General features: G+C 61.4%; 11 protein-coding genes and 1 pseudogene. 5 read left to right on the top strand and 7 right to left on the bottom strand.

Annotated elements, in window-relative coordinates; all coding sequences use genetic code 11:
* Nucleotides 1–10: 10 nt before the first annotated feature.
* Entirely contained in the window at nt 11–628 is a 618-nt protein-coding gene (gene ycaC / locus EXW71_RS22285) for an isochorismate family cysteine hydrolase YcaC (RefSeq protein WP_134659618.1), read from the top strand.
* Nucleotides 629–971: 343 nt separating this feature from the next.
* On the opposite strand, the pseudogene EXW71_RS29465 reads toward ycaC, so the two are convergent.
* A pseudogene (locus EXW71_RS29465) lies at nt 972–1,097 on the bottom strand (hypothetical protein); the annotation flags it as partial.
* A gap of 279 nt (nt 1,098–1,376) precedes the next feature.
* Between EXW71_RS29465 and EXW71_RS22280 the strand changes: the two are divergent.
* The gene (locus tag EXW71_RS22280; protein WP_134660911.1) at nt 1,377–2,264 is read left to right on the top strand and encodes a LysR family transcriptional regulator; all 888 of its coding nucleotides are present in this window, start codon (nt 1,377–1,379) and stop codon (nt 2,262–2,264) included.
* On the opposite strand, the gene EXW71_RS22275 is transcribed toward EXW71_RS22280, so the two are convergent.
* The 4 genes from EXW71_RS22275 to EXW71_RS22260 are packed head-to-tail and all read right to left on the bottom strand — an operon-like array spanning nt 2,261 to nt 6,779.
* Complete coding sequence (locus EXW71_RS22275; RefSeq protein ID WP_134660910.1) at nt 2,261–3,205, bottom strand: D-isomer specific 2-hydroxyacid dehydrogenase family protein; 945 nt, start codon at nt 3,203–3,205, stop codon at nt 2,261–2,263. The genes EXW71_RS22280 and EXW71_RS22275 overlap by 4 nt on opposite strands.
* A complete protein-coding gene (locus tag EXW71_RS22270; protein ID WP_134660909.1) occupies nt 3,202–4,380 on the bottom strand; it encodes an acyl-CoA dehydrogenase family protein in 1,179 nt (392 codons plus the stop codon). The genes EXW71_RS22275 and EXW71_RS22270 overlap by 4 nt, the downstream gene beginning before the upstream one ends.
* Before the next feature lie 54 nt (nt 4,381–4,434).
* The gene (locus EXW71_RS22265) at nt 4,435–5,790 is read right to left on the bottom strand and encodes an LLM class flavin-dependent oxidoreductase (protein ID WP_134660908.1); all 1,356 of its coding nucleotides are present in this window, start codon (nt 5,788–5,790) and stop codon (nt 4,435–4,437) included.
* A gap of 14 nt (nt 5,791–5,804) precedes the next feature.
* Nucleotides 5,805–6,779 (bottom strand): ABC transporter substrate-binding protein, encoded by a 975-nt coding sequence (locus EXW71_RS22260; protein ID WP_134660907.1) that lies wholly within the window; start codon nt 6,777–6,779, stop codon nt 5,805–5,807.
* A 274-nt stretch (nt 6,780–7,053) separates the two neighbouring features.
* On the opposite strand from EXW71_RS22260, the gene EXW71_RS22255 reads away from it, so the two are divergent.
* Entirely contained in the window at nt 7,054–7,431 is a 378-nt protein-coding gene (locus tag EXW71_RS22255) for a cytochrome c (protein WP_256657121.1), read from the top strand.
* Nucleotides 7,432–7,439: 8 nt separating this feature from the next.
* Here the strand turns inward: EXW71_RS22255 and EXW71_RS22250 are convergent, their stop codons facing one another.
* On the bottom strand, nt 7,440–9,023 hold the full coding sequence (locus tag EXW71_RS22250) for a rhodanese-related sulfurtransferase (RefSeq protein ID WP_134660906.1): 1,584 nt from the start codon (nt 9,021–9,023) through the stop codon (nt 7,440–7,442).
* Nucleotides 9,020–9,631, bottom strand: coding sequence for a cysteine dioxygenase (locus tag EXW71_RS22245; protein WP_134660905.1), 612 nt, complete (start codon nt 9,629–9,631; stop codon nt 9,020–9,022). Before EXW71_RS22245 ends, EXW71_RS22250 begins: the two co-directional genes overlap by 4 nt.
* Before the next feature lie 227 nt (nt 9,632–9,858).
* On the opposite strand from EXW71_RS22245, the gene EXW71_RS22240 reads away from it, so the two are divergent.
* Both EXW71_RS22240 and EXW71_RS22235 read left to right on the top strand, forming a co-directional pair.
* On the top strand, nt 9,859–10,764 hold the full coding sequence (locus tag EXW71_RS22240; protein WP_123718091.1) for a LysR family transcriptional regulator: 906 nt from the start codon (nt 9,859–9,861) through the stop codon (nt 10,762–10,764).
* 106 nt (nt 10,765–10,870) lie between these two features.
* Nucleotides 10,871–11,665 (top strand): class II aldolase/adducin family protein, encoded by a 795-nt coding sequence (locus tag EXW71_RS22235; protein ID WP_123718092.1) that lies wholly within the window; start codon nt 10,871–10,873, stop codon nt 11,663–11,665.
* Nucleotides 11,666–11,695: the final 30 nt, after the last annotated feature.

The following is an 11,695-nucleotide window of genomic DNA, read 5'->3' as shown; positions in this document are numbered from 1 at the left end:
GAGTTGAACCATGGCTAGCCCTCGTTTGAACAAAGATGACGCGGTTGTACTGTTGGTCGATCACCAGACTGGCCTGATCTCCCTGGTGCAGGATTTCTCCCCCAACGAATTCAAGAACAACGTACTGGCCCTGGCCGATGTGGCGAAGTTCTTCAAGCTGCCGACCATCCTCACCACCAGCTTCGAAAGCGGCCCCAACGGCCCGCTGGTTCCAGAACTGAAAGAGCTGTTCCCGGAGGCGCCGTACATCGCCCGTCCTGGCCAGATCAACGCGTGGGATAACGAAGATTTCGTCAAGGCAGTGAAGGCGACCGGCCGCAAGCAGATCATCATCGCCGGCGTGGTGACGGACGTGTGCGTAGCGTTCCCGACCCTGTGCGCGCTGGAAGAAGGCTTTGAGGTGTTCGTGGTCACCGACGCCTCCGGCACCTTCAACGAAACCGTGCAGCAAGCCGCCTGGGCACGCATGACCGCCGCCGGCGCCCAACTGGTGAACTGGTTCGCCGTGGCCTGCGAGCTGCAGCGTGACTGGCGCAACGACATGGAGGGCCTGGCCAACCTGCTGTCGCCGCGCATCCCTAACTACCGCAACCTGATGAACAGCTACTCGGCCTTCACTGCCAAGTAACCTGCTCTGAACGTTACAGGTAAACCCTGTGGAAGGGGGCTTGCTCCCTAATGCCAGTCAGTCAAGAAGGAGAAAGGCTAAAAAGTAACCTGTGGCGAGGGAGCTTGCTCCCGTTGGACTGCGCAGCAGTCCCATTCTTTGTAAACAAAGAGCGGGGCCGCTTTGCGGCCCAACGGGAGCAAGCTCCCTCGCCACAGATACGGCGTTCACCCTTAACTGACTGGTATTAGTCACTGATCCGGTTTTTTTGCGCCGTGTTTGTGCGCGCATAAAAAAACGCCCGATGAACGCATGGCGCTCATCGGGCGTTTGTTCGATCACTCAGGGCGAGCAAGACTTTACATCAGAAGCCCCAGCGGGTGCTGACCATCACGTTGCGCGGCTCACCGTAGGCCGCCGAGTTGTAGAAGCCCACGTTGGTTTAGTAAGACTTGTCGAAAATGTTGTTGACGTTGACGGTTGCCGAAAGCAAACCGGATCACTGATCCTAATGCCAGTCAGTCAAGAAGTAGAAAGGCTAAAAAAGTAACCTGTGGCGAGGGAGCTTGCACCCGTTGGACTGCGCAGCAGTCCCATGCTGTGTAAACAAAGAGCGGGGCCGCTGCGCGGCCCAACGGGAGCAAGCTCCCTCGTCACACATACAGCGTTCACCCTTAACTGACTGGCATTAGCCTTGCTCCCACATTTTATTTGTGGTGTTGCGACAGACTCGTTATAAAACCGTTTAAACGTCCACCGAGAAGCGACAATGAACCCCTTCGAAGACATGCGTCTGTTCTGTCAGGTCATGGAGTCCGGCAGTTTCACCGCTGCCGCCGAGCAATTGGGCCTGTCCAAGCAATTTGTCAGTCGCCGCCTGATACAGCTCGAAGACCGCCTGGGCGTGCGTCTGCTCAACCGCTCTACCCGCCGCCTCGACGTTACGCCACTGGGCCAGAGTTACTATGAATCGGCCTTGCGCCTGCTGGGTGAAGTCGAGCAGGTGGAGCAGGGCATTGCCGGCCAGAACAGCGAACCGCGCGGCACCATTCGTCTCAGTGCGCCATTGTCATTTGCGATGGCGCATCTGGGGTGCCTGCTGCCGTTGTTCCTGAAACGGTACCCTCACGTCTCGGTGGAAGTCGACCTGAGCGACCGTCCCGTGGACCTGATCGGCGAGGGCTATGACCTCGTATTGCGCATCGGCACGCTGGAAGACTCCACCTTGATCGCTCGGCGCATCGCCAGCATCCAGCGCGTGTACTGCGCCAGTCCCGATTATCTGGCCCTGCGCGGTACGCCGCTCAAGCCCGAAGACCTGGCCACCCACGACTGCCTGCCCTACGGCCATGGGCGTCAGGTGCAATGGCGCTTCCAGACCAAGGGCAAGTTGCAGTCGCTGAATGTCAGCGGACGCATGCGCGTCAATAACGGCGAGCTGCTGCGCGACACGGCGATCGCCGGCATGGGCGTCACCTACCTGCCGACCTTTATCGTCGCCGATGCCTTGAAAGACGGGCGCCTGGTGACGTTGTTGGACGAGTACGCCCCCGATGCCCTGACCCTGTCGGCGGTATACCCGCAGCACCGGCAAAGTTCGCGGCCGGTGCAGGCGCTGGTGGAGTTTCTACGGGAGCGCCTCGCCGGCGGTTGTTAGTTGGCGCGGTTGTGCAGCGTTTGCTTGCCCAGGTAACGCTCCAGATTGGCCAGGAATGCATCGGCAATCTCATGTTGGCTGCGGGTGGAAATCGCCGAAGTATGCGGCGACAAACGTACGCGCGGATGGCTGTACAGCGGATGTCCATCCGGCAGCGGTTCGGGCTCCGTTACGTCGAGGGAGGCCAGGCTGAGCCGGCCGTTATCCAGGGCCTGCAGTAATGCCTCCTGATCGACCAAACCACCGCGTGCGATGTTGATCAGGTGCAACCCCGGCTTGGCGCTGTCCAGCACCTCGGCGTTGACGATATGCCGCGTCGCCTCGGTAAGTGGCGCCGCCAGCACCAGGTGGTCGGCCCGCGCAAACAGGTCATGGATATCCTTCGCCGCTGTCACGCCTTCAATTTCAAACGGCGCCGCGCTTTGGCGCAGTGCTACCACGTTGATACCCAGTGCCCGGGCCTTGTGCGCCAGGCTTTTGCCAATGGCACCAAAGCCGAGAATGCCCAGGGTGGTGCCCTTGAGTGGGCGCAGTGCGGTGAACTGCCATTGAGCGTCCTTCACCCAGATGTCCGGCAACTGTTTGGCCGCAGCAAAGATCGCCGCCAGAGCGAACTCGGCGAGGTTATCGGCGGCGCTTCCCCGTGAGGTGGTCACCGGCGGGCCGTTGAACAGCCACTGTGGGTAGAAGTCGATACCCGACGACACCAGATGCACCCACTGGGCGCCGTAAGGCCAGCCGGGCGGTGGAGTGTCCGGCGCAGTGTAGCCGCGTACGTTGATCGGACGCAGGAGCAGGACAGTGGCCTGGGGCGGCAGGTCGCTGGGCACGCCGACCGGGACGCCGATGACCTCGGCTTCGAGGTGCAAAGACGCCAGGCGTTCGCGGATCACGGCGTTGAAGTCTTCATCCAGCTGGCTGGCGATAGTCACTTGACTCATGTGCGTTCCTTCTGGCGTTGGGCGAAGACGGCTTTGCCGACACCTTGCAATACGGCGTCGTTCTGCGGGGTATGGACGCGGCTGCACAGTACGTCCCGATAGTGCCGTTGCAGCGGGCTGTGACGCGACAGGCCGGGATTGCCCGACGCTTCGATGGCCAGTTCCACCGCACGGATCGCGTTGTGGGTCACCAGGTATTTCAGTTGCGCAGCGTTGGCGGCCGGGGTGTGGCCTTCGGCGGCGGCGTCCAGCAGGCTGCGGTTGGCGAAGAGCAGGGTGTCGATATGCCCGACGGTTTCCTGGAAGCGAGGCAGGGTGGCCAACGCGGCGCCGAGGTTGGACGGCTGGCGTTCTTCCAGCCAGCTCACCAGCCAGTCCCGTGCGGCTTGGGCTACGGCGTCATACACCGAGGAGAGCAGCACGGCCATCCACAGGAAGCCTTCGGCATCCAGCTCCGGCTGTGGCGCGCTCCAGGGACTGACGCTGACCGCGTGGTCCAGCGGCACCAGCACGTTGTCGAACACCACTTCGTGGCTGCAGGTGGCGCGCATGCCCAGATGGTCCCACGTGTCGATGATGCTCACACCCGGGCTGTTTCTCGACACCAGCCAGGTGCCTACCAACGGGTCGGCGTCGTCACTGCGCGCCCATACGCTGAACCAGCTCAAGCCATGGCTGCCGGTGGAATAGATCTTGCGCCCGCTGATGCGCCAGCCTTCAGCGGTGCGCACCGCGGTAGTGGCCGGCAGGCCGCCACGGGCCGGCGTGCCCAGGTCGGGCTCGACACGCAGGGCGTTGATCAGCGCGCCGTTCTGCACAGCGTCTTCAGCCACTTGCACGCGCAGGTGCTGGGGCCAGGTTTTGCTGTCTTGCAGGCGGGTGTGTTGCAGGTATTGCATCACCAGAATCAGCGCGGTGGAGGGCTCGCCCTTGGCAATCGCGCTGATCGCCTTGCGCGCCTGAGGCAGGCTGGCGCCGCCGCCCCCGAGTATTTTGGGCACGGTGAGGGCGATCAGGCCGTGCTCATGCAACCGCTTGAAATTGGCGTGGGGGAAGTCGCCGCTTTCATCAAACACATGCGCGGTGGCGGCCAGCTCGGCGCTGAGGCGTTCGAGCAGGGCGTCGAACTGCGCGACTTCCACGGAGCGCAAGGACGGCTGGGGAGATGACGTCATGATCAGTGTACTCGGTCAATGTGGGAGGGGGTTTACTCCCACAGGGGAGAATGTTCAAGCCAGCGCCTTCAACGGGGCTTCAACCTCGCTGTAACGGTTGGCCGGCACTTCCAGTCCCAGGTTGTCGCGCAACGTATGGCCGCTGTACTCGGTACGGAACAACCCGCGCTGTTGCAGCACCGGCACGACCCATTCGGTGAAGTACTGCAAGCCGTCCGGCAGTACCGAATTGATGATGAAACCATCGCTGGCGCCGGCCTCGAACCAGGTCTGGAGCGCATCGGCGACCTGTTCCGGGGTGCCGACAAAGTCGCGCTTGGGCCGCGAGAAGCGCAGCGCCACTTCGCGCAGGGTCAGGCCCTCGTCCCTGGCCAATTGCTTGATCCGATCGGAGCCGCCTTTCTGGCTGTTGGACCCCAGGTCGCCGAGTTCCGGAAAGGGGGCGTCCAGCGGGTATCGGCTGAAGTCGTGGTCGTTGAAAGGGCGGCCGAGGGCAACGATGGCGTCTTCCACGGTGACCAGATCGACGGCCTGCTGATAGCGACTCTCCACTTCAGCGGCATCACGGCCGACGATCGGGCGGATGCCCGGCAAAATCGACAGGCTGTCCGGGTCACGGCCAAAGCCTTTGGCACGACGCTTCAGGTCCTGGGTGTAGGCCAGACCCTCTTCGATGCTCTCCACATGTACAAAAATCGCGTCGGCATTCTGTGCGGCGAAGTTGCGTCCGTCTTCCGACGTGCCCGCCTGGAAAATCACCGGTTGGCCCTGATCCGAGCGGGCGATGTTCAGCGGGCCTTTGACCGAGAAAAACTCGCCCTTGTGGTTCAGCGCGTGCAACTTGCCTGGGGTGAAAAACTCGCCGCTCTGTTTGTCATAGGCAAAGGCGTCATCTTCCCAGGAGTCCCACAGGCCCTTGACCACATTGAGGTGTTCCTTGGCAATGCGGTAGCGCACGGCATGGGGTGGATGCTCGGCTTTGCCGAAGTTATCGGCGGTGCCGCTGAGCCACGAAGTGACCACGTTCCAGCCGGCGCGGCCGCCGCTGATATGGTCCAGGGAGGCAAACTGGCGCGCCACCTGGTACGGCTCGGTGTAGCTGACGGTCACCGTCGCCACCAAACCGATATGGGTGGTCACTGCCGCGAGCGCCGAGAGGATGGTCAGCGGCTCGAAACGGTTGAGGTAATGCGGGCTGGACTTGGCATGAATGTGCAGGCTGTCGGCGATGAACACAAAGTCGAACTTGGCGCCTTCAGCTAACGCGGTCTGCTGCTTGTAGAAGCCGAAGTTGGTGCTGGCATCGGGTTGCGCCTGCGGGTGGCGCCATTCGCCCCAGCCGTGGCCGACACCATGGACCATGGCGCCCAGCTTCAAATGGCGTGGCTTCAATTGACCTGGCTTGCTCATGTGCTGCTCCTGGCTTATCGCGATGCTTGGGATGAGGGGAAACGCGTGGCGTTGAAACTTCTGTCGAAACCCTGGGACACGTCGATGCGTTTGGGTAGCAGGCCTTCTTTTTGATAGGTGTCGGCTGTGGCTTGCAGGCCGCTGACCACCGAGTCGTCGATGGCGACCGGGCTCAGGTGCGTGTCTTTGGCCACTTCCATATGCACGGCCAACGGCAGGCCGGTGATCCTGGCCTGGGCGGCGGCATATTCATTAGGGTGCGCGTTGGCCCAGGCATAGGCACGGTCGACGCGAGCGACAAAGTCATCCAATTGCACGCGTTTGTCGGCGATAGCCTGGCTGGTGGCCGCGAAGTAGAGGTGATTGCTCAGCAGCTGATTGCCACTGACCAGCACACGTGCCTGGCTTTGGGAGGTGACCACCGTGGTGTAAGGGTCCCAGGTGGCCCAGGCATCGACCGTACCGTTATCCAGCACCAGGCGCGACTCACTGGGCAGCAGGAAAATGAACTGCACGTCCTGCGTGGTCAGGCCGGCACCGGCCAGGGCCTTGATTGCCAGGTAATGGCCGATGGAACCGCGCCCGGTGACGATCTTCTTGCCCTTGAGGTCGGCCACCGTCTTGATCGGCGAGTCCTTGGGCACCAGCAGGGCGGTGGTGTTACGCCCTTCGGCGTGGATGATGCTGACCACCTTGAGCGACGCGCCGGCACCCAGGGCGAACACATACGGCGCATCGCCGAGGGCACCGACATCGACCGCACCGGCATTCAGCGCTTCGCCCAAAGGCGAGGCGGAGGGGAACTCCGACCATTGGATGGCGTAGGGCACATTGCGCGTTTCGCCGGAGGCTTCCAGCAGTGCCTTGATCGTGGATTTCTGGTTGGCGACGCGCAGCGGTTGCAGGTCGGCGGCGTGAGCGGTGCCAGCCAGGCCAAGCGTCAAGGCGGCACCCAGCAGCAGGCGTTTGAAGGCGATGGTCAGGACCATGGGATGCAGGCTCCAGGCAAATCAGAATAGGGGTTGGCTACCTCCGCCTGGAGAAGGGGTCGGTGATGACTTAACGTTATTCCCATAAAAACCTGCTGTGAAGTTCTTTTTGGTTATAAGTTAATTATTAAAAAAAATGATTATTGTGTTTTTAAATATTCAATAAATGCATTTATTGAGGATGGGCAGGTTGAGGGCAAACCTTGCACGCGAAGGTGTCTCAAAGGAGAATCCGAGTCCCGCAGGGACTTCAACGACAAGGACATCGACAAGCTTGAACAGGATATTCATCGCTTCGCTGGGCGTTTTGGCGCTGGTGCACACATCACTCTCCTTTGCGGAGAATGCCAACGGCAAGCAGCTCTATTTCCAGAGATGCGCCATGTGCCATGGAGCCGATATCAAGGGCACGGGGCCATTGGCCCACAAAAGCAGCCCGCCCACGCCCGATCTCACCACCGCCGCGTTCAAAAAACGCCTCAGTGATTACCCAGGCGTGATCGTGTCATCGGTCATCCTTCGCCCCAATGGCGACCTGATTCCCAGGACATTGCGAGAGAACGGCGTAAAGATTGCGCCGTTCGCCTGGGGCGTGAAGGATTTTCGCGATTTGAACCAATACATGACGCAGGTGATTGCAAAAGCCCGGTGATATCGGGTTCAGATCACATAGAACCCATGGGTACCGTCGCGAGCCAATTGCGCCACCAGGCCGAACTCCCAATCCAGGTACGCCTGCATGGCTTCCCTGGGGTTGTCGGTGCCTTCATACGGTCGGCGATAGCGGTCGATGCGCGGTGAGGCTAGGCGGGTTTCACCGTCTTCCAGCGGCAGTTGTGCATTGATCCAGCCCGCCGTGCCGCCCTGCAGCAGGAACACCTGCTTGCCGGTGATGGCTTCGACTTCGGCGACGGCCAGGCGCGCCAGTTGGCTGCTGCCGCAGGTCAATACGTAGCGTTGGGCACTTGGTACCTTGGCCAGGGCCTGGGGCAATTGCGCGCGCAGGGCCCACCATGCACCGGGTATATGGCGTTTGACGTAGTTGGCGCTGGCGGTGAAATCCAGCACCACCGTGTCGCCATGGTCCAGCCAGTCGGCGAGGGTGTGGGGGCTGATCAACTCGGCCTGCGGCGGTGCCGGGACCGGCGCGACCCAAGCGCCTTTTTCGCTGAAATCCGCAGGTTGCGCATCATCCAGTACATGCACTTCCCAGCCCAGTTGAGCGAGCCAGGATGCAGACATGTTGGCGCGCACCCCATCGTCATCCACCAGCACCAGCCGAGCCCCGCGTACGCTGGCGACATGGTCGGTTTCCTGCACCAATTGGCCGCCTGGCGTAGAGCGCGCGCCCGGCAAATGACCGGCTTCAAATTCCTCCGGGGTGCGCACATCGAACAGGTAGGTGGTGCGCGTGGGCTCCTGCTGCCAATGCTGCAGGTCAGCCTTGCCGGCACGGCCGACGCGGGCCTTGTCGGCGACGCGCCGCGCATCCTGGGCCGCTGCCTGGCGATGTGCTTCCGAGGTCGGTGCAAAGCGGCGCGACTGGCCATGGGCAAGCTTCTGCCCGGCCAAGGTCCAGCCGATGGTGCCATTGCGCAGGGCTGACACGGGGTTGGCCACGCCGGCATTGATCAGTGACTGGGTGCCGATGATGCTGCGAGTGCGCCCGGCACAGTTGACGATGATGCGGGTGGCGGGATCGGGGGCCAATTCACGGACACGCAACACCAGCTCGGCGCCGGGCACGCTGATACCGGTGGGGATGCTCATGGTCTGGTATTCATCGAAGCGGCGGGCGTCGAGCACCACCACATCGGCCTGGCTGTCGAGCAGGGCCTGCACGTCTTCGGCGGCCAGGGACGGCGTGTGGCGCTGGCTTTCCACCAGCTCGCCAAAGGCTTTGCTCGGCACGTTCACATCGATAAACAGCTCGCCACCGGCACGGCGCCAACCGTCGAGGCCGCCGTCGAGCAGGCTGACCCGGGTGTAGCCCAGCGCGACCAGGCGCTCGGCGGCGCGGGCAGCCAGGCCTTCGCCGTTGTCGTAGACGGTGACCGGGGTGTCGCGCCGTGGAATACGCGCGTACACCTCCAGCTCCAGTTTGGACAACGGGATATTCGCGGCGAACAACGGGTGGGCTTCGGCAAACGGCGCTTCTTCGCGCACGTCGATCAGGGCGACTTCTTCATGGTCCAGCAGGGCCTGGCGGATCTGGGCGAAGCTTGCGGTCGATACGGTGCTCATAGGGCAGGACTCTTTTCTTTGGACAAATCCCAGATGTTCGGGAGGAAGGCATTGGAGTAACCGGAGATAAACAGCTTCTCGCTGCCGTCAGGCTGGTATACCGCGCGGCGCACGGCACCGATGTTGGCGCCGTACACATGAATGCTGATCGACACCTGGTCGCTGTGGGCGTTACTGACTTGATGAATATCGCCGACCTTGGGCGACACCGCTTCGACCTGGCCCGGCAACAGTTGCACCGGCTTGCCTTCGGCCACCAGGCTGCCGTCGGGCGCGCGCTCAAACCCCTGGGAAAATTCAGAACCGCGCAACATACCGATCAGCCCCCACACCCGGTGGTCATGAATCGGTGTACGTTGCCCCGGCCCCCATACAAAGCTGACGATGCTGAAGCGCTGGCGTGAGTCGGCATGCAACAAAAACTGCTGATAATGCTCGGGGTCGGGCTGGGCGAATTCGTCGGGGAGCCAATCGTCATGGCTGACCAATTGCGCCAGCAGCTTGCCGCCACGGTGCAGCAAGTCGCCTTCGCGAGGATGACCGTCGATCAGTTCCGCCAGGGCGCCTATGAAGGCTCTGAGTCTTTCGGGGTGCTTGGCCTGGGTCATGACAATTCCATCGGGTATTTTTGATAGGAGCCGCAAGGCAGGTTTATCTAAGCATAATGTTTATTCTTAATATGCTATTTTTTAATGATTAGCTTATACCTGAACGTAATTTAGAACCGGTCTGCATAGCGTTAGACGTTATTGATCACAGCCTGGACTATCCAGGCAGCGCGCCTGCAACTATGCTTCCCACACATCTTAATGACGCTTCTCTATGTGCGGCCCAAATGAAAATTGACGATATCGATGCCTTTGTCGAAGTGATTCGTTGCCAGTCCATCAGCCATGCCGCCGAGTCGTTGCAACTGACCCAGCCGGCCATCACCCGCCGTGTGCAGAACTTTGAGCAGGCGCTGGGCGTGGAGTTGTTCGACCGCAACACCAAGCCCCTCAAGCCTACGCTGATTGGCACCCGGGTTTATGAACAATGCCGGCTGATCCTGCGCGAGATGGATGCCTTGCGCGAGCTGGTCGCCACCGACGCGCCGCCCACCGGTGTATTGCGCCTGGGCGTGCCGCAGACCATTGGCGACGTGGTGCTGCTGGACGCGCTCAAGCAACTGCGCAGCGAATACCCCGACCTGCGTGCCCAGGTCGCCACCGGCTGGGGCAGTCAACTGGTCGGCAAGATCGAACGTGGCGAACTGGATGCGGCGGCGGCGCTGTTTCCGGCGGGCAAGATCTTCCCCGATAACATCATCGGCGAGTCCATCGGCAAGATGGAATTGGTGGTGGTGTGTGCCAAGGCCCAACTGCCGAAAAAACCGAGCAAGCTGTCGGACGTGTACCAGAGCGGCTGGATTCTCAATCCCGATGGCTGCGGTTTCCGCGCCGGTCTGCAGCGCACCTTGTCCGACCAGGGCCTGGCGTTGCGGGTCAACCTGGAAACCTTCGGCACCGAGCTGCAATTGGGCCTGGTAGCGGATGGTCTGGGCCTTGGCCTGGTACCGCGACCGCTGTTGGAGCGCAGCGCCCACCGCGAGCAACTGGCGGTGATGCCACTCAAGGACTTCAAGCCGGTGATGGACTTGTGGCTGATCTATCCGCACTTCCTCGGCAACCTGCAGGGGCCGGTGGATGCGTTCGGCAAGTGGGTGGCGGCCTCGTTGCAGAAGATTCGAGAGGCTGCTTGATATGAAAAAAAATAATAATTAGCTTAGATTAAAATGTGCTTTTTATTATTTTTCGGCATCCCCTAGGCTGCCTGGAAGTCCTTAAGGCCATCCAGGAAGTTTTGCCATGAGCAGTGTTACCTCTATCGCCAGCGTGTCCAACACGGTTCGCCAACGCGTGACTCCAGAAGAGTGGGAGGTACGCGTCAAGTTGGCCGCGGCCTATCGACTGGCGGCGCTGTACAAGTGGACCGACCACATCTACACCCATTTCTCCGCCCGCGTGCCGGGGCCAGACGAACATTTCCTGATCAACGCCTTCGGTTTGCTGTTCGACGAAATCAGTGCGTCCAACCTGGTGAAGGTCGACCTCGACGGCACCATCGTCGATGACCCGACCGGCCTGGGAATCAACTACGCAGGTTATGTGATCCACAGCGCCATTCACGGTGCGCGCCACGACCTGCAAGCGGTACTGCACACCCACACCCGCGACGGCATTGCGGTGTCGGCGCAGAAGGACGGCTTACTGCCGATCTCCCAGCATTCCATTGGTTTCTCCGGGCGCGTGGCGTACCACGGGTATGAAGGCGTGGCGCTGGACCTGGATGAGCGGGAGCGGCTGGTGGCGGACCTGGGCGACAAAAGTGTGATGATCTTGCGTAATCATGGGCTGTTGACGGCAGGCGTGAGTGTTGAGCATGCGTTCCAGCAACTGCATGGGTTGGAACGCGCCTGCAATATCCAGATCGCGGCGCAGGCGGCGGGGAATGTGGAGCTGATCTTCCCGCCGGCAGAGGTGGTGGCCAAGGTTGAGAAGCAGGCCGAAGTGTTCAAGGCCGGTGACGGCCCGGGCGTGGCACGGCATTGGAATGCGCTGATCCGGCAGTTGGAACGTACCGACAGCGACTACAAGAACTGATTCTGAACGCACTGAATATCAGCGGGCGGG

The sequence above is a fragment of the Pseudomonas sp. BCA17 genome (genome assembly GCF_004519405.1).
In the GTDB taxonomy this organism is placed as follows: Bacteria; Pseudomonadota; Gammaproteobacteria; order Pseudomonadales; family Pseudomonadaceae; genus Aquipseudomonas.
Note: the sequence above shows the minus strand (reverse complement) of the source record. Positions and strands in the feature narration are given on the sequence as shown.